Below are 18,092 nucleotides of genomic sequence, written 5' to 3'. Positions count from 1 at the left end.
TGACACGCAACTGAAAGAAGTCATTACGACACATAAAAAGTCATTATGACTACGCGAAAGGACGTGAGCCTACCCACAGGAAGAGGCAAAAAGTTAAAGCCTGCCTGCACAGGGTCGATACATCGACATCGACAGCTGTTTGCGCGTTAAGGCGCACTCAGACACTGCATGACAGAAGGTTCACATGTCCAAAAACGTCCGTGCGGATTCCCTCTCGCTGCTGCTGTTCACGTTACGCAGCGGAAAGCTGATGGCGATCAACCTGCTCAAAGTCAGTGAAATCATCCCCTGCCCTCCCCTCACTCGCCTTCCGGAATCACACCCCCACGTCAAAGGGGTCGCGACCTTGAGGGGCAATTCGCTCTCGGTGATCGACCTGAGTCGGGCCATCGGCGAACGCCCGCTGCTCGACCCGGACGGCGGCTGCCTGATCGTCACCGACGTCAGCCGCTCCAAGCAGGGGCTTCACGTGCAAGCGGTGAGCAAAATCGTCCACTGTCTGACCACCGATATCCGTCCGCCCCCTTTCGGCTCGGGCAACAAGTCGTTCATCACGGGCGTCACGCAAGTGGATGGCACACTGGTTCAGGTGCTTGACATCGAAAAGGTCATCCACGGGATTTCGCCGGTGCAAATCGTCGCCCAGGAAGCCGAGCTGAGCCCTGAAGAGGTCAAGGTGTTGAGTAAGGCGCGTATTCTGGTGGTGGACGACAGCCAGGTCGCGTTGCAACAGTCCGTGATCACGCTGCGCAACCTCGGCATCGAATGCCACACGGCACGCAGCGCTCGCGAGGCGATCGATCAACTGCTGGACCTGCAAGGTACGGCGCATCAGATCAACGTGGTGGTCTCCGATATCGAGATGTCGGAAATGGACGGATACGCGTTCACCCGCACCCTGCGCGAGACGCCAGACTTCCAGGAGCTTTACGTCCTGTTGCACACTTCGCTGGACAGCGCGATGAACGCCGAGAAAGCCAAAGCGGCTGGCGCCAACGCAGTGTTGACCAAGTTTTCTTCACCCGAGCTGACGCGATGCTTGATCGAAGCCGCCCGTACGGTCGAAGCCCAAGGGATCTGAAACCCGGCGTTCACGACGCCTCGCCAGAGCACTACTGGTTGATGCGTCGCGACCTGAGCCAGATTCATCGCCCGTTGGGCTGGCCTGACTCGTTGCATCGGGTGGATTTCTCCCGCCAAAACGCTGCTGCAGTGCATCGACTGCTCAGGCTCGGCACCGAGCTGGGCGGAGGTCGCGTGCCGGAATTCGAGACATGGCTCGACGGATTCGAGAACGATCCCGAGTTCGATCCCGCGTTGTGTTTCGTCCTGGAAGACTCATCCGGTGTCATCGCCGTCGCGCAATGCTGGACCAGCGCGTTCATCCGCAATCTTGTGGTTCATCCTCGCCTGCAAGCCCAGGGTGTCGGGCTCGCCTTGCTGAATCAGGTATTTGAGACTTTCGCGGCTCGGCATGAGGGACATGTCGATTTGAAAGTCATGGAGAGCAACCTGATAGCCCGGCGTCTGTATGAGCGCGCTGAAATGTACTACGTGCAACGCTGCGAACTAGAACCCCGCTGAGTCAGTCAAAGCCGCTGTCATTCCGCTGATAAGACAACGATGGAGACTCTCATGAAAAGGACCACCTTGGTTTTGCTCGCCCTCACTGCCGTCGCAGGCCAGGCCAGCGCCTCCAGCCCGGACGCCTGGAAAGCTTTCGACAAAACGCTGGTCGACAGCTGCGTCGCGGCCAGCTCCCTGAAAAACGCCAAACCTGCCGGCACCTCTGCGATGTTCGACGACAGCGTGGGATACAGCGCGCTGCTGATCAAAGGCCAGTACAAGCAAGCGTTCATGAAAAACAAGACCGGCACCGAGCTGTGCCTGTATGACCGTAAAAACAAGAAAGCGCTGATCACCGAGTGGGATAACGTCACCACACTGCCGAAGAAATGAGCTATATGTTCATCCCTTTGCCGGGCGCCTGAGAGGCTTCGATGAAAAGCGTTGCGATTGTGCTGTTCCCCCATGTTCAGTCCCTGGATGTCGCAGGCCCGCTGGATGTTTTCGCCGAAGCCAATCGCTACGTCGCCAAAGGAGAGGGTTATCAGATCGTGACGATCGGCGCGGCGTCCTACCCCATCCTCGCCTCCAACGGCATGCCACTCGGCGCGCAATACGAGCTGGCCGATGCGCCGAAGCAATTCGACATTTTGTTAGTGCCGGGCGGGCCGCTGTTACCCGAAAGCGCAGAAATGCCGCACATCACGGCCTGGCTGCATGAGGCAACGCCGCTGGCGGGTCGTTATGGCTCGATCTGCACTGGGGCTTTCATTCTCGGGCACGCCGGGTTGCTGGATGATAAACAGGCCGCGACCCATTGGAGCCACGCGCAGCAATTGGCCGATCTGTTTCCGAAAGCCAGGGTCGAGCCAGACCGCATTTACGTGCGAGACGGCAAGCTGATGACATCGGCAGGGGTCACGGCGGGGATCGACATGGCGTTGGCGCTGGTGGCCGAAGATCACGGCCCGGCGATTTCGCTGGCCGTCGCCAAACGCTTGCTGGTCGTGGCCCAGCGTCAGGGCGGGCAGTCGCAGTTCAGCCCCTACCTGAATGCCTCGGCGGACGATGACACGCCGGTGGCGAAGATTCAGCGCTATGTGATGGAACACATCAGCGAGCCGTTTTCAGTGGAGCGCTTGGCGGAGGTGGTGTCGATGAGCCCACGCAGCTTCGCTCGGGTGTTCGCCCGAGATGCGAAGGTCACCCCGGCCGAGTTCGTGCAACGCGCCCGCATCGACGCCGCCCGGCACCTGCTGGAAGGCAGCGAAATGGTGATCAAGGCGGTGGCGTATCACTGCGGATTCGGCAGCGCTGCCCGCATGCGGTTGATCTTCACCCAACGGTTGGGCGTGACGCCGACGCAGTATCGAGACAGTTTTCGTAAGGAAGGCTAGAGGCATCTTTGGCTAACGGCCGGTACAACCAATACCTCTTCAGCGCCTGACCAATTTTTCGCGAATGAATTCGCTCCTACAGTTGAGTGCGCGCCAGACCTCACGGTTCGCAGTGATGCAGAACCCTGTGGGAGCGAATTTATTCGCGAAGGGCCAAGACAGCCGACGCATCTCCAGCGCCTGGCTATTTTTCGCGAATGAATTCGTTCCTACAGTTGAGCGCGCGCCAGACTTCACGATTCGCAGTGATGCAGAACCCTGTAGGAGCGAATTTATTCGCGAAGGGCCAAGACAGCCGACAAATCTCCAGCGCCTGGCCGATTTTTCGCGAATGAATTCGCTCCTACAGTTGAGCGCGCGCCAGACTTCATATTTCGTAGTGATGCAGAACCCTGTGGGAGCGAATTTATTCGCGAATGGTCGGCACAACCGACACCTCTCCAGCGCTTGGCCTATTTTTCGCGAACGAATTCGCTCCCACAGTTGAGCCAGCGTCAAGCGATCAGCGCTTGCCCATCGAGCGACGAGTGCCTGAGGGGGCAGCACCAGGGCGTTTGTCGTGGTTCGATTTGCCCGAGCCTTTGTAGTGCGACGGGTTTTTCTTCGCCTGCAACAGCTCTGCTGGTTTGAACGGAAAGCCGAAGGCAGGAATGGCCGGCTTTTTCTCGCCGGATTCGGCTTGAACATCGACAGATTCGTCAGCGACATCGGGAGCTGGCGTGTGTTCGGGGGTGGTCATGGAAGCTCCGTGAGCGCTGGACGGTCGATGGGCAAACAGGCGTTGCCCGCAGGCCGCGCAGCATACCTGAATCCCCTTTCGACCGCCCGTGACAACCGAGCAACGGCTACTTGTAAAACAGGTCCACGAACACCTCTGCCGAGAATGGACCGGGGGTCGGGGTGTTGGTCTGCCATACCAGTTCGGCGTTGAAATCGGCGGTACCGGAATACATATCTTCGAGCAGATCAATGATGTGAAACGGCTCGTTGAACCGAATCGGTCGGTGGGCAGGCGCATGGGTCACACGGATTCCAATGCTGTCGTTGTTGACTGGCACCAGCACGTCGCCCGCCAGCATGCCGGACACTGGGGTGAAGCGCGCATTCAAGCTGAACGGCGAATCGCAGGTGCGGCTCGTCGCCAGCGCAAACCGCTGAAAAGTCGCCACCTCCCCTACACGCACGTTCTTGATGGGCACGGTGCCGAAATCGACGGTTTCCGGCAGCACTCGGAGCTCGGCATCACAGGCCACGAACCGCAGGCCCATCAAATTGTTGATGACGTAGTTGAGGTTGTTGTCCGGCACCGGGCTCATGCCATTGCCGCTGTCGACCTGGAACATGCGGTAGTCGAGCAAGTCACTGGCCGATCCGGACGGCGGCGTCGGCCCGTACTTCTGTATGAATACCGAAAACGGCAGATTGAAACTGACCCTTGGACAGGCTGCGATATTCCCCATTCCCTCGGTGCAAGCCGGAAGCACTTGCTGCGTGGGAATTCGCCCGTTGCTTTGCAGGTAATCGATACCGTTGAGGGTCAGCCCCGCACGAATCCCTTCGCCGATCTGAACGTTCTCGGGATTCAGGTACAGCACCACGTCTTCCGCAGGGCCGGACGCTTCGCGGGCGCATTCGATTGCTGCGTTCAAGCGCTCCGAACGCCAGACAACGCTGCCATCAGGCAACGTTGCAGGAATGGCAACGCTGCTGCTGAGATCGGCACGTATCACCGTTTCACCCGACCCTTGGGTCTTGCAGGTCATGGCCATGCCGGTCGCAGGCATGAGCAGGACACTCAGAAAAACCGGACACCAGCGTGAGAAAGAAAAAGTCGTCATGTTCAGCATTTCTCGTTGAGTAGAGGGGGCACAGAGCTGCGACCGAGCGTGCTACGCAGTCGAGCCATAAACGGTTCCGAACCCTGCGACAGGGCCGAAAAGCCGCGCTGTCCGCCGTAATCGGTGAGTGCCTTGAAGTGCAGACAGCCCGTTCCTACAGCCCGTGTCAGCCCTCCCGGTAAGCGAAGTGAGCGCTCAGAAAACGGTTCGAGCATGAGGTCTTCCTGAATCTGGACCCCGCCGAAAGTGATCTTCAGCAGCGCGGCATGGAACGCCGTCGGATTGCGTACGTGGAGGACGTCCGAGTCTTGCATGCTCCGTTGCCAGCGAAGGCTTTGCGGCACGTCAGCGGGATCGCCATCTAGGCCTTTTGGCCGATAGAACACGTTGATGCGCTGACGCACGGCGATGGTCATTTGCTGCGGTGCATGGCTACGACGGGGCACTTCCAGCACGTAAAGGTGAAGCAGGGATTCGCGATCCTGCGGCATGCCGACACCCTCATAAAGCACCCGTAAAGTCTGTCGCCCTTGCGCACTAATCTGTGTCAGATGAGGGGTCAGTACGAACGGCAGATCCACGGGTGCTGCCTGGTCGGCTTTTGGGTTTTCGATCCAGGCCTGAATCAATACCGGTCCGCTGCCGGGATTGCTGACGTCAAGGGTCGCTTCCCGAAACCGGCCATCGAACACAAGCCGCGTCCCGCCCAATGACACGACCGCTTGCGCTTCGCCGCCCGCCAGCAGTGCGATGAAACAGATCATGGTCGCCCGTTTCATCGGCATGTCACCGTGATCCGATCGTAGGTGCGCTGGGGATCGCGCGGCGGCAGGTCGAATGGCGCCCGACAGTGCTGATCAGACCATTTGACCACCAATTCGCCACTGTCTTGCTCGCTCAGCACCAAGGCGCGGCTGGTGGGGTCAACCGCTGCCAGCAGCTTACCGTGGCCGTCTTCAACCACCGCGCCGAGCGGCACGCGGCTGCCGTCTCCGCGTACCAGTTCGAACTGCACCCGTCGCCCGACCTGCGCCTGGAACTTCACCACTGGAACCGCTCCCCGGCGTGGAATAACCTGCGTCACCGGGTTTTCCAGTTCCACATCAGCGCCCAACTGACGCGTATCCAGACTGACCCAATTGGCGCGATACGGCTGGGTGTAAGGCAGCACCGCATAGCCATTGCCGGCTGTTTCTATGTGGCTGTAATTGCTCAGCCGCGCGCCCGCGACGTCCTTCACCTGCACCAGTGCGAAGGTTTCACCCAACGGCTGGCCGAGGTTCACGCCACCGGCATGGGCGACCACTGACCCCGCCGCACCGACGTTGAATGCCCGATAATCGCGCCCTTGGCCGTAGCCAACATCGAAACGGCCGAACGGCGTGGTGGTGTTGATCTTGCCGGACCCGGACGACCCTGAACGACTGTCTTGCCCGGCCTGTACCGAATAGAACGTGCTGCGATCATCGAAGACCTGGCCATTGAGACCGGCCTGCATGTCGTGGTCGCCAACGCTGTCGCGGACAGCATTGAAAAAGGCCCGCGAAGACGACGGGCTGTTCCCCAGCGGCAAGCTCAGCGTCAGGGCAATGCGGCTGTCCGACTGCCGCTGGCCGTCAATCAGAAAGGTCTGATTGCGTTCTACAGAAATGCCGTAGCTGAGGCTGCGCCAGGCGGCGTTCCATGTCAGGTAAAACTGTCGCGTCTTGCCCGTCGAGTCCCAGTAGCGCTGCTCAGAACCCGTAAAGCTCAGCGACGCAGACTGTTCCGGCAGCGCCTGCGTCAGGTTGAATTCAAGACGATCTTTGGCGCGCCCGTACCGCGTACCGTTCAAGGCTTGGCGCTCCTCGACATGCTCGTCAAACGTGCGATACCGGTCGGTGGAATAGCGATAACCGGCGACGGCCAGCGTTGTGTTGGTCAGGTCCAGCGTGTTGGCGTAACGCACCCGCACGCTTTGCCCGGTGTGGGTTTCGCGGGCCTGCTGGCTGACGGATTGAGTCACGTCCACCGACACCGCACCGACGCCTGTGTTAACCCCTGCGCCGATGTTGCCTGCCCGAAAATCTTCGGCGACCTGCGTGCCTCCCGCCACGGTCATGCGCTCGGTCAGACCGTAGATCAGCGTCGCGCTGGTGAAGGTCGGTGACTCGCCAGACTCATCGTGGCTGTCGTAACGCCCCGCTGCGAGGCTGTAACGCAATGCCCCCTTGGGGACCATAATCGGCAACGACGCATAGGCCTGTACGAAAACGCGCTTGCGCCCGTCGGCCTCAACCACAGTGATTTCCAGATCACCATTTGAGCCACTGGGGTAGATATCCGAGATTTCGAACGGCCCCGGCGACACGTTGCCGCTGTAGAGCATGAAGCCGTTCTGCCGCACTTCGACTGTCGCGTTGGTCTCGGCAATGCCCCGAATAACCGGGGCGTACACCCGTTCGCTGTCCGGCAACATGCCGTCATCGGACGCCAGCATCGCGCCGACGAACCGTACGCTGTCGAAGACTTGGGAATCCGTGAACGTTTCACCCAAGGTCAGTTGACCCTTGAGCGCCGTCACGTCTCGCTGAAGAAAGCTCCGGTTGCTGCGAAAGCGATAAGGCTGAGCATCGCCGTAGACCAGCGAAGATTCGTTGCGCAATCGCCAGGCACCCAGGTTCAGCCCGTTACGCAGGCCAAGATAATACTGATCCTGCGTCTGGCCGCCCCGCGTACGTCGGGCGCCACTGAAGCTGTAATTGACGAACGCTGCCGTCTCGCCCTCGTCCCACAACTCCGGAGATACATAGCCGCGCACGCTGCGCAACATCATGGCTTGGGGAATGCTGATGTTCAGTCGCAGGCTGGTGGGCTGGTATTCCACATGGGCGAACTGGACCTTGGCGGCAAGATCGAAGCAGCGGTCAGGCGCGTTGTCTGTGCTACCCAACTCCGAGGTGTCCATGCCGAACTGTTGGAGCATCTCCAAGGTCAGGCAGGCCTCTATCGCGCCGCTTGCCGGGTTCGCCACAAAAGGGATGTCGCGTCGCCCACTCAAGGCCCGGTTGACGTAAATGTCGACCCTATACGTTCCCGGCACCACGCTATTGCCTTGAAGAAAGGTCTCCAGATCAGCGGGTTGATCGGTGCCTTGAATGAAAGCGGTGTTGAATTTCACCGTAGACGGGGCCGCTGCGGACACAGCGTTTTCGCCGCTGCCGCCGGTCATCGCCCAGGCGCTGGCGCTCATCGTCCACGCCATCGCAGCGGCGATGCCGGTGCTCAGCGGTTGACGCTGCCCGGGGAAACTCGGTGTGCGGACAGGCCTTCGTTTATCTGACGGGATAGGTTTCGAACTACGTTTCTGGGTGTGGATGTCTCGCTGTTCCATTAGCTGATTTCACTCGTACTCTGAGTATCGATGCACCTGTGGAATCCTTTCTCACAGGCATGCGACGCTGATACCGGCTGCGTGTCCGGCTAAAAAGTGGGTAACGAAAATCCCGACGGACGTGGCGGTGGCTAGTCAGGGCGTGAGTCGGCCTTGTTCGCCTGGATGACCCGGTCAGCCGTCACCTTTGCGCGGTAAGGTTCCTGACCGCCGAAATCGTTGATGCTGATAAACGCCAGATCCAACGGGGCCTGCCGACTGATCGCCTTCAATGGCCACTGCATATGGGCCTTGGGCGCCAGCATTCGGCTGTCCTCCTGAAACACGATTTGCCCTCGATGACTTGCCGAAAGCTTGATCATCGAGACGTGATAAGGCCCGGGATTGACGACTTCGAGTTGCCCATCGCGCACCTGCCATTGCAGGGTCTGCGCAGCCTGCAGCGGGTCTTCGGTCAGCCCCTGTGGGCGGTAGAACAGCTTGATTCTTTGGCGGATGGCGATCTGCAATTCGTTTTCGCGGGCCGTCTGCGGGATTTCCTGAACGTTAAGCCACAGCACCGACTCCCGGTCGGTCGGCAGGCCTTCCCCGGCATAGATAATCCGGATCAGTTGCTTGGCATTACCGGCCATTCTGGCCAGCGCGGGGGTGATCGCGAACAAAGGGTGGCTGGCGGCCGGACTCTCGTTGTCAGCCTCAAGCCATGACTGCGCGAGAATTTCCGACGTGCCGGTGTTGTGGACCTGCAAGCTGACTTCTTTATCTGTCGCCGGATAGATGACACGCGTGGTGTTCAACACGATGCCGGCCTGTGCCTGAATCGCCAGCGTCATCGTGAGCGCCGCGCACAGCCACGCTGTGGGACGCCTCAAAAAATAAGAAAACATGAGGGAGCGGTCTCTCAATCGGAGGGTGGCGGGGCCAGCAAAGCTCGCCCCGCCGGTTGCATCACTGATAATCCATTACGAAGGGCAGGAAGCCGTCCGCATTACCAGGGTTGGTGGCCGCACCGTTCAGCACGTACACCGCGCCAAAGTTGAGTTCGGCCGTTGCGCCGCCCGCCCCATCCTGAACCAGCGGTGCATCAATGGTTTCGTTGCCGCTCAGGTCCATTAGCTGATACGACGAATTCAGCAGACCGATGCCCACACCGTCGGCCGCACCGGTGGCGCGCAGCAGTTTCTGATCGAGGTTATCCAGGCCGCTGCCTTGGCGAGCGACGAAGCGCATGTCCACGGTGTTGTATTGCGCGGCGCCGCCGGTGCAATTGACCAGCAATTGAATCGGCGACGCGGTTTCCAGTTTGTTGTCGGCGAACCGGCCGATTTCGGAGAAAGAGACATTGCCCAGGTCGACATTGATTTCGCCCGGATTGGTGCCAGGGCTTGCGCCCGTGCCAGCACCGACGTCACAGGTGATGTCGGTGAGGGTGCCGCTGAACACCAACTTGCCATTGTTCGCTGCGTTTGCACTGCCCACAGCGCCCAAGCCCATTGCGGCCACGATAGCCAGAGAAAGAGAGATCTTTTTCATGTTAACGACGTTCCTTGTGTCAATTCGTGTGTGCCCAAGAGGACGACGAGAACTATAAGGGCGTCGCTCAAAGCCGGATGTCAGGTTATCTACCTCGAACTTGCAGAAATGACAGTGCAGCGTGCCAGACATTTCTGTAGGACATGACAGATCAAACGCACAGCCCCCGAACAGCGTGGCCTGTAGCGAAGTCGCTCTAAAAAAGGGTGGACCGAGGTTTGCCGGGAGGTTGTAAGGAAATGTCGTCGTTGGCAACGGACAGACATAAAAAAAACCGCCCCGAGCCGGATTGACTGGGGCGGTCGTTTGCGCTCGACGCAGAGCGAGGTCGGGGCGCTATTGGTAGGTCAGGGTCACGATCCCACTGTGTGCGCCGACCAACACCGAGGTGCGTTCGGCATACGCCAGAGACACGGGCACTGCTGAACCTTCGCAGGCATCATCGTGGTCGGCGAGGCCCAATGTCAGGCTGGCGTTCACTTTCAAAGACTTCAGGCCATGCAATTGGCCCGGAACAGTGAGCACTTTGGCGTCACATCCTGCGTTAACGAGTTGTCCGTGAAACATGAGGGCACTTCCTTGTGCCGAGGCTGCCGACCCTGTCAGCAAGGAAACCCCGATCAATGCGATTGAAAAAAACGTCGAAACTGTCTTTTTACCTTTCATCGCCACACTCCGAAGTGATGTCCCACCTATCACAGTTAAGTCGAGTCAGAGACAATCGACCAACGTTAGGGCACTTGTTTGTAGGAATTTTCGCGCCCCCCTTCATGGTATCGCCAAGTTGCGCCCTTTCTTGACGCCACTTCATGCTCCGCCCTTATTCAGCTGACAATATTGACAGGTAGCAGTCATTTTGCTGACCGGGTCAAAGGTTTATAAGGAAGCTGTCAATTGTCCGCCTCTCACCTTTTCGCTGGCGTTATATCTGTATGCCCAAAAACAAAAAATCTGTGCTAGCCGTTGCTGTTCTTGCTGTCGTGATTGCGGCTGGCGTCTGGGCGGTCAAGCGTCCCACAGAGAAAAAAGTCAGCGCGCCCGCCGCAGTGCCTGTTCAAGTCATCAATGTGGTCAAGCAGGATGTGCCGCGTTATGTCACTGGCATCGGGTCGGTACTCTCGCTGCAGAGCGTGGTGATTCGCACTCAAGTCGACGGCATCCTGACCCGGCTGGCCGTGAAGGAAGGGCAACAGGTCAAGACCGGCGACTTGCTGGCGACCATCGACGACCGCTCCATCCGCGCGGCCCTCGAACAGGCCAAGGCGCAGTTGGCCCAAGGTCAGGCGCAGCTGGACGTCGCTGAAGTAGACCTTAAGCGCTACAAGCTGCTCACCGTTGATAACAGCATTTCCAAGCAGCAATTCGATCAGCAGCAGGCGTTGGTCAACCAGCTGAAAGCGACGGTTCAGGGGAATCAGGCCTCGATCAACGCTTCGCAAGTTCAACTGTCTTACACGCAGATTCGCTCGCCAGTGACCGGCCGCGTCGGCATTCGTAATGTCGATGAAGGCAATTTCCTGCGCGTCAGTGACGCCGTCGGTCTGTTCTCGGTGACCCAGATCGATCCGGTGTCGGTGGAGTTCTCATTGCCCCAACACATGCTCCCGACCTTGCACGATTTGCTGGCGTCCGCCGACCCGGCCAAGGTCAACGCCTACATGGGGGAAGGCGCGACCGGTACATTGCTCGGTGAGGGCAAGCTCACGTTGATTGACAACCAGGTCGCTGCCACGACGGGCACCATTCGCGCCAAGGCCGTCTTCGACAACGGGGCCGAAAAACTGTGGCCCGGCCAGCTGGTCACTGTGCGCATTCAGACCGCGATTGATCGCGACGCGTTGAAAGTCCCGCCACAAGTGGTGCAGCGCGGCATCGACCAGCATTATGTCTACCGGGTCAAGGGCGATACCGTCGAAGTGATCCCGGTCAAAGTGCTGTATCAGGACAGTGACCTGACCCTGATCAGCGGCGTGAACGCCGGTGACGTGCTGATCAGCGACGGTCAGTCGCGGCTCAAAAACGGTTCGCACATTGAAATCGTCAAAGCGCAACCGGTGGACACCTTGGCCGACGCCGCCACAGGCGCGTCTGGAGCCGCGAAATGAAGGGCCACGGTTCGATCTCCGCCTGGTGCGTGAATCACCCGATTGCCACGGTATTGCTGACGTTCGCGCTGGTCCTGCTCGGCTGCATCGCCTTCCCTCGCCTGCCCGTGGCGCCGTTGCCGGAAGCCGAATTCCCGACGATCCAGGTCTCGGCCACGCTGCCCGGCGCCAGTCCGGAAACCATGGCGTCGTCAGTCGCCACGCCTCTTGAAGTGCAGTTCAGCGCCATTCCGGGCATGACGCAAATGACGTCGAGCAGCGCCTTGGGCTCGACCAACCTGACCCTGCAATTCGTGCTGAACAAGAGCATCGACACCGCCGCACAGGAAGTACAAGCCGCGATCAATACCGCATCGGGCCGGTTGCCCAAGGACCTGCCCACCGCCCCGACCTGGCGTAAGGTCAACCCGGCGGACAGCCCGGTGCTGATCCTGAGCGTCAGTTCAAATCTGATGCCTGCCACTGAGCTGAGCGACGTCACCGAATCCCTTCTCGCCCGTCAGTTGAGTCAGATCAACGGCGTAGGCCAAGTCGCGATCACCGGTCAGCGTCGCCCTGCGATTCGCGTACAGGCGTCTTCCGACAAGCTCGCTTCCATCGGCCTGACCTTGGCCGACCTGCGCGGTGCGCTGCAACAGACTAGCCTGAACCTGGCGAAAGGCGCGCTGTACGGCAAGGACAACGTGTCGACCCTTGCGTCCAACGACCAGCTGTTTCGGGCCAAGGATTACGACCAACTGATCGTTTCCTACAAGGACGGCGCCCCGGTTCACCTGCGAGACGTCGCAAAAGTCATCGACGGCTCGGAAAACGCTTACGTCAACGCGTGGTCCGGGGATCAGCAAGGCGTGAACATCGTGGTCTTCCGCCAGCCCGGCGCCAACATCGTCGAGACCGTGGACCGGGTGTTGGGCGAGTTGCCGCGTTTGCAGGAAATGCTCCCGGCGTCGGTGGATGTCACCGTACTCAGCGACCGCACCAAGACCATCCGCGCCTCGCTGCACGAAGTGGAAATGACCCTGCTGATCGCCATCGTGTTGGTGATCGCGGTGATGGCGCTGTTCCTGCGCCAACTCTCGGCGACGCTGATCGTCACCGCTGTGCTCGGCGTGTCGCTGGTGGCCAGTTTTGCCCTGATGTACGTCCTCGGCTTCAGCCTCAACAACCTGACACTGGTGGCGATTGTGGTGGCCGTGGGGTTTGTGGTGGACGACGCCATCGTGGTGGTAGAAAACATTCACCGACACCTCGAAGCGGGCGAAAGCATGCGCGAGGCGGCGATCAAAGGCGCGGGCGAGATCGGCTTTACCGTCGTGTCGATCAGCTTCTCGCTGATTGCGGCGTTCATCCCGCTGCTGTTCATGGGCGGCGTGGTCGGGCGGCTGTTCAAGGAGTTCGCACTGACGGCGACGTCGACCATTCTGATTTCGGTGATGGTCTCGCTGACGCTGGCTCCCACACTGGCTGCGTTGTTCATGCGCGCCCCGAAACACGACGCTCACGCCAATCCTGGTTTCGGCGAGCGGCTGCTGGCGCATTATGCGCGTGGCGTGCGTTATGCCCTCGCCCACCAGCGCCTGATGCTGAGCATCTTCGGCCTGACCCTGGGCTTGGCCGTCGCTGGCTATGTGCTGATCCCCAAGGGCTTCTTTCCGGTACAGGACACCGGCATGGTGCTCGGTACCAGTGAGGCGGCGGCGGACATTTCTTACCCGGATATGGTGGAAAAACATAAACAGCTGGCGAAAATCATCGGCGCAGACCCGGCGGTCAAAGCTTTCTCGCACTCGGTCGGGGTGAGTGGCAGCAACCAGACCATCGCCAACGGTCGGGTCTGGATCGCATTGAAAGACCGTGAAGACCGCGACGTGTCCGCCAGTGAGTTCATCGACCGCATCCGACCGAAACTGGCGAAGATTCCGGGCATCGTGCTTTACCTGCGCGCAGGCCAGGACATCAACCTCAGCTCAGGCCCGAGCCGTGCGCAGTATCAATACGTCCTCAAGAGCAACAACGGCGCCCTGCTCAACGAGTGGACGCAAAAGCTCACTGAAAAGCTGAAAACGATCCCGGCGTTCCGCGACCTGTCCAACGACTTGCAATTGGGCGGCAGCGTCACCCATCTGGACATCGACCGCAGCGCCGCCGCGCGCTTCGGCCTGACCACGGCGGACGTCGACCAGGCGCTGTACGACGCGTTCGGTCAGCGACAGATCAACGAATACCAGACCGACATCAACCAGTACAAAGTCATTCTCGAACTCGACCCGTCGCAGCGCGGCAAAGCCGAGAGCCTGAATTACTTCTACCTGCGCTCGCCGCTGACCAACGAGATGGTGCCGCTGTCGGCGCTGGCCAAAGTCGGTGCGCCGAAGATGGGGCCGTTGTCGATCAGCCACGATGGCATGTTTCCGGCAGCAAACCTGTCGTTCAACCTGTCAGCGGGCGTGGCCTTGGGGGATGCGGTGCAACTGCTCGACCAGGCGAAAAACGAGATCGGCATGCCGTCTTCGATCATCGGCAATTTCCAGGGTGCGGCTCAGGCGTTTCAAAGTTCGCTGGCCAACCAGCCGTGGCTGATTCTGGCGGCGCTGGTCGCGGTGTACATCATTCTCGGTGTGCTGTACGAGAGCTTCGTCCACCCGTTGACGATCATTTCCACCCTTCCTTCGGCGGGGATTGGCGCGCTGTTGCTGCTGTGGCTGATGGGTCAGGACTTCTCGATCATGGGCTTGATCGGCATCGTCCTGCTGATCGGCATCGTCAAGAAAAACGGCATTCTGCTGGTGGACTTCGCGCTGGAGGGGCAACGTCATCGTGGCCTGTCGCCTGAAGACGCGATCTATGAAGCCTGCGTGACGCGTTTCCGGCCCATTATCATGACTACGCTGGCAGCGTTGCTGGGTGCCCTGCCGCTGATGCTCGGCTATGGTGTGGGGGCGGAGTTGCGTCAGCCGTTGGGCATCGCGGTCGTCGGCGGTTTGCTGGTGAGCCAGGCGCTGACGCTGTTCACCACGCCAGTGATTTACCTGCAACTGGAACGAATCTTTCATCGCAGGCATCCGACCGTGACACCGACTGCACCCGTAACGAACAAGAAAACTGCGGCCCTACTCGCTACTGAAAAGTAAGCACACAAGAAGTGAGAGTGGACCATGCGTGTCCTGATTATCGAAGACGAAGAAAAAACCGCCGACTACCTGCATCGGGGCCTGACCGAACAGGGCTATACCACCGACGTTGCCCGGGAGGGCATCGAGGGTCTGCATCTGGCGCTGGAGAGCGATTACGCGGTCATCATTCTCGACGTCATGTTGCCGGGGCTGGACGGCTATGGGGTGCTCCGGGCGTTGCGGGCGCGCAAGCAGACGCCGGTGATCATGCTCACGGCCAGGGAAAACGTTGATGACCGTATTCGTGGCCTGCGCGAAGGGGCTGATGACTATCTGGGCAAACCCTTTTCCTTTCTGGAACTGGTGGCGCGCCTGCAGGCCCTGACCCGTCGCAGTGGCGGCCATGAGCCGGTGCAGATCAGCATCGCCGACCTGTGGATCGACTTGATCAGCCGCAAGGCCACACGTTCCGGCTCACGGCTGGACCTGACCGCCAAGGAATTCTCGCTGCTGAGCGTGCTGGCTCGGCGCCAGGGGCAAATCCTCTCCAAGACCTCAATTGCCGAGATGGTCTGGGACATCAATTTCGACAGTGACGCCAATGTTGTCGAAGTCGCGATCAAACGCCTGCGTGCCAAGCTCGACGGACCGTTCGAACAGAAACTGCTGCACACCATTCGCGGCATGGGTTACGTATTGGAGAGCCGTCGTGGCGAGTAACTCCATCGCCCTGCGCCTGAGCGGCATGTTCGCGCTGGTGGCGCTGTTGGTATTTCTGCTGATCGGCTGGGCGTTGTACCTGCAAGTCGACAAGGGCCTGGGCCTGTTGCCGGAAGCCGAGGTGGATGCGCGCTACAGCGTTCTGGAATCGGCGGTTCAGCGCTACGGCACGCCTGAGCACTGGGTGAAGATCAACGCCAAACTCAAACTGCTCAGCGAAGAAGACAAACGCCTGCGTTTCTGGGTCGTCAGCGACAACCCGACTTACGAGTTCGGCAACCCCGACGCCGAGATTCGCACCTTCGCCAAAGGCCCGTTGGGCATGCGCGATCTGAACCTGGGCGGCCACGACTACCCATTCAAAGTCCTCGTCAGCGAATTTCCCGCCAAAGACCAGCGCCCTCCCCTGCGCTTTTTGACCGCCATCGACACGGAGACATTTTGGCAGACTCAACATTCGCTGCTGATCGCCTTGATCAGCCTTGCCGCCATCGGCATTGTCCTGGCTTCGGCGCTGGGTTATTGGGTGGCGCGCATTGGCCTGAAACCTTTGCTCAATCTGTCGCTGGAAGCCCGAAAACTCGCGCCGCCCCGGCTGTCTGGTCGTCTGCAACTCTCGTCACTTCCCCCAGAGTTGGATCAGTTCGTGACCTCATTCAACTCGACGCTGGAACGGGTCGAGCAGGCGTATTCGCGACTGGAATCCTTCAACGCTGACGTGGCCCATGAACTGCGTTCACCGCTGACCAACCTGATTGGCCAGACCCAAGTGGCGCTGACCCGTGGGCGGTCCGCCGAGCATTACTTTGAAGTGCTGCAATCCAACCTCGAAGAGCTGGAGCGGCTGCGTTCGATCATCAACGACATGCTGTTCCTCGCCAGCGCCGATCAAGGCAGCAAGGCCACCGAACTGACCGAAGCGTCCTTGGCGGAAGAAGTGGCGACGACGCTGGATTACCTGGACTTCATCCTCGAAGACGCCCAGGTGCAGGTTCAGGTCCGTGGTGACGCCAGCGCCCCCATCGAAAAAGCCCATCTGCGCCGCGCGATGATCAACCTGCTGCACAACGCCGTGCAACACACCTCACCGGGGCACGTCATTCACGTGGACATTCTGGATGAAGGCGATCACGTCAGCATCGGCGTGACCAACCCTGGCGCGCAGATTTCGGGGGAGCATTTGCCGAAACTGTTCGAGCGTTTTTACCGGGTCGATGCCTCACGCAGCAACAGCGGCGCGAATCATGGGTTAGGACTGGCCATCGTCAAAGCGATTGCGTTGATGCATGGCGGCACCGTGTTCGCACGCAGTGAGCGGGGGGAGAACACGTTCGGGATGAATTTGCCGTGCTGAGGACCGGGTGCATCACGGCCTGAGGTGCATCTCTGTGGGAGCGAATTCATTCGATACGGTGGAGCAATGGATACATCTCCATCGCCAGAACCCTTCTTCGCGAATGAATTCGCTCCCACAGGGGGTAAAAGTCGGCCGAGAGGTCAGCCTTTCTTGACGAACTCCGACTTCAGCTTCATCGCGCCGATGCCGTCGATCTTGCAGTCGATGTCGTGGTCGCCGTCCACCAGACGGATGTTCTTGACCTTGGTGCCGACCTTGACCACCAGCGACGAGCCTTTGACTTTCAGGTCTTTGATCACGGTGACGGTGTCGCCGTCTTGCAGCGTGTTGCCTACGGCGTCTTTGATGATCTTCACGTCATCGCTCGCCTCAGCCGCGCCATCGGCGGACCACTCGTGGGCGCATTCCGGGCAGACGAGCTGGGTGCCGTCTTCGTAGGTGTATTCGGAATTGCATTTGGGGCACGGCGGTAAGCTCACGACGGTTCTCGCATCAGGAAAAATAGGCGCAGGATTATAAGGGTTTTTATTCACCTGCGGACAGTGGGGTTTTAATGGCCCGGAACCTTGCGTCTCACGGCAGTCATACAGGGTATGCGCTGCCAACAGCGGCGGATCTGATGCGAGAGGCTTCGACATGAACGACGAACACGATCTGCAACGTTTTCTCGATGCACAGGAACCCCTTTTCGAGCGCGCTCTGTCGGAGCTGCGCAACGGGCGCAAGCGCAGTCACTGGATGTGGTTCATCTTTCCCCAGTTGAAAGGGTTGGGTCACAGCGAGATGGCCCAGCGCTACGGCATTTCAGGACGCGAAGAAGCGCTGGCGTATCTCCGACACCCTTGCCTGGGTGCCCGGTTGGAAAGCTGCAGCCGCGCGGTGTTGCAGTGGAAGCACCGCAGCGCCACGGAGATCATGGGGTCGCCGGATGACCTGAAACTGCGTTCGAGCATGTCGCTGTTCGCCAGCGTGGCGCCGGAGCTTGGAGTGTTTCAGGAGGTGATCGAGGCGTTTTTTGGGGGTAAAGCGGATACAGCGACGGTGTCGCGACTTAACCTAGGTTGACGCATGGCAATGACATGCCCCTGTA

The 18,092-nt window shown here is 59.7% G+C and carries 17 protein-coding genes; 9 read left to right on the top strand and 8 right to left on the bottom strand.

Annotation, left to right across the window (positions count from 1 at the left end):
- Nucleotides 1-184: 184 nt before the first annotated feature.
- Genes ACIQAL_RS00540 through ACIQAL_RS00525 form a run of 4 tightly spaced genes read left to right on the top strand, consistent with a single transcriptional unit; the run spans nt 185 to nt 2,963 of the window.
- The gene (locus tag ACIQAL_RS00540; protein WP_341959755.1) at nt 185-1,081 is read left to right on the top strand and encodes a chemotaxis protein; all 897 of its coding nucleotides are present in this window, start codon (nt 185-187) and stop codon (nt 1,079-1,081) included.
- Nucleotides 1,036-1,584 carry a GNAT family N-acetyltransferase gene (locus ACIQAL_RS00535; protein WP_401141337.1) on the top strand — a complete coding sequence of 183 codons (549 nt, stop codon included), beginning with the start codon at nt 1,036-1,038 and terminating at the stop codon, nt 1,582-1,584. The genes ACIQAL_RS00540 and ACIQAL_RS00535 overlap by 46 nt, the downstream gene beginning before the upstream one ends.
- 51 nt (nt 1,585-1,635) lie before the next feature.
- Nucleotides 1,636-1,959: a hypothetical protein gene (locus ACIQAL_RS00530; RefSeq protein ID WP_401141334.1), complete on the top strand. Its 324-nt coding sequence runs from the start codon at nt 1,636-1,638 to the stop codon at nt 1,957-1,959.
- A 41-nt stretch (nt 1,960-2,000) separates the two neighbouring features.
- The gene (locus tag ACIQAL_RS00525) at nt 2,001-2,963 is read left to right on the top strand and encodes a GlxA family transcriptional regulator (protein ID WP_401141331.1); all 963 of its coding nucleotides are present in this window, start codon (nt 2,001-2,003) and stop codon (nt 2,961-2,963) included.
- Between the two features lie 502 nt (nt 2,964-3,465).
- Here ACIQAL_RS00525 and ACIQAL_RS00520 read toward each other — a convergent pair.
- The 7 genes from ACIQAL_RS00520 to ACIQAL_RS00490 all read right to left on the bottom strand — a co-directional run bounded on the left by ACIQAL_RS00520 (nt 3,466) and on the right by ACIQAL_RS00490 (nt 10,373).
- Entirely contained in the window at nt 3,466-3,702 is a 237-nt protein-coding gene (locus ACIQAL_RS00520) for a hypothetical protein (protein WP_401141329.1), read from the bottom strand.
- 106 nt (nt 3,703-3,808) lie between these two features.
- Entirely contained in the window at nt 3,809-4,801 is a 993-nt protein-coding gene (locus tag ACIQAL_RS00515) for a fimbrial protein (protein ID WP_401141326.1), read from the bottom strand.
- 2 nt (nt 4,802-4,803) lie between these two features.
- On the bottom strand, nt 4,804-5,580 hold the full coding sequence (locus tag ACIQAL_RS00510; protein WP_401141324.1) for a molecular chaperone: 777 nt from the start codon (nt 5,578-5,580) through the stop codon (nt 4,804-4,806).
- On the bottom strand, nt 5,577-8,033 hold the full coding sequence (locus ACIQAL_RS00505; RefSeq protein ID WP_401141322.1) for a fimbria/pilus outer membrane usher protein: 2,457 nt from the start codon (nt 8,031-8,033) through the stop codon (nt 5,577-5,579). The genes ACIQAL_RS00510 and ACIQAL_RS00505 overlap by 4 nt, the downstream gene beginning before the upstream one ends.
- Before the next feature lie 272 nt (nt 8,034-8,305).
- Nucleotides 8,306-9,061: a molecular chaperone gene (locus ACIQAL_RS00500; RefSeq protein ID WP_401141320.1), complete on the bottom strand. Its 756-nt coding sequence runs from the start codon at nt 9,059-9,061 to the stop codon at nt 8,306-8,308.
- Between the two features lie 61 nt (nt 9,062-9,122).
- Nucleotides 9,123-9,707 (bottom strand): fimbrial protein, encoded by a 585-nt coding sequence (locus ACIQAL_RS00495; protein ID WP_401141318.1) that lies wholly within the window; start codon nt 9,705-9,707, stop codon nt 9,123-9,125.
- A 336-nt stretch (nt 9,708-10,043) separates the two neighbouring features.
- Nucleotides 10,044-10,373, bottom strand: a complete 330-nt coding sequence (locus ACIQAL_RS00490) for a hypothetical protein (protein WP_401141315.1) — start codon at nt 10,371-10,373, stop codon at nt 10,044-10,046.
- 266 nt (nt 10,374-10,639) lie between these two features.
- Between ACIQAL_RS00490 and ACIQAL_RS00485 the strand changes: the two genes are divergently transcribed.
- The 4 genes from ACIQAL_RS00485 to ACIQAL_RS00470 are packed head-to-tail and all read left to right on the top strand — an operon-like array spanning nt 10,640 to nt 16,999.
- On the top strand, nt 10,640-11,812 hold the full coding sequence (locus ACIQAL_RS00485) for an efflux RND transporter periplasmic adaptor subunit (protein ID WP_401141314.1): 1,173 nt from the start codon (nt 10,640-10,642) through the stop codon (nt 11,810-11,812).
- Entirely contained in the window at nt 11,809-14,943 is a 3,135-nt protein-coding gene (locus ACIQAL_RS00480; protein ID WP_166593704.1) for a multidrug efflux RND transporter permease subunit, read from the top strand. Before ACIQAL_RS00485 ends, ACIQAL_RS00480 begins: the two co-directional genes overlap by 4 nt.
- A 24-nt stretch (nt 14,944-14,967) precedes the next feature.
- On the top strand, nt 14,968-15,645 hold the full coding sequence (locus ACIQAL_RS00475) for a heavy metal response regulator transcription factor (RefSeq protein ID WP_166593705.1): 678 nt from the start codon (nt 14,968-14,970) through the stop codon (nt 15,643-15,645).
- Nucleotides 15,635-16,999: a heavy metal sensor histidine kinase gene (locus tag ACIQAL_RS00470; RefSeq protein ID WP_401141310.1), complete on the top strand. Its 1,365-nt coding sequence runs from the start codon at nt 15,635-15,637 to the stop codon at nt 16,997-16,999. The genes ACIQAL_RS00475 and ACIQAL_RS00470 overlap by 11 nt, the downstream gene beginning before the upstream one ends.
- A gap of 143 nt (nt 17,000-17,142) precedes the next feature.
- Here ACIQAL_RS00470 and ACIQAL_RS00465 read toward each other — a convergent pair whose 3' ends face one another.
- The gene (locus ACIQAL_RS00465; protein ID WP_199884985.1) at nt 17,143-17,481 is read right to left on the bottom strand and encodes a zinc ribbon domain-containing protein YjdM; all 339 of its coding nucleotides are present in this window, start codon (nt 17,479-17,481) and stop codon (nt 17,143-17,145) included.
- 157 nt (nt 17,482-17,638) lie between these two features.
- Here ACIQAL_RS00465 and ACIQAL_RS00460 point away from each other — a divergent pair, with 157 nt between their 5' ends.
- Nucleotides 17,639-18,067, top strand: coding sequence for a DUF1810 domain-containing protein (locus tag ACIQAL_RS00460; protein WP_401141306.1), 429 nt, complete (start codon nt 17,639-17,641; stop codon nt 18,065-18,067).
- The last annotated feature ends 25 nt before the right edge of the window (nt 18,068-18,092 follow it).

It is taken from the genome of Pseudomonas sp. NPDC088368 (genome assembly GCF_044753445.1).
GTDB classification, from domain to species: domain Bacteria; phylum Pseudomonadota; class Gammaproteobacteria; order Pseudomonadales; family Pseudomonadaceae; genus Aquipseudomonas; species Aquipseudomonas bambusae.
Note: the sequence above shows the minus strand (reverse complement) of the source record. Positions and strands in the feature narration are given on the sequence as shown.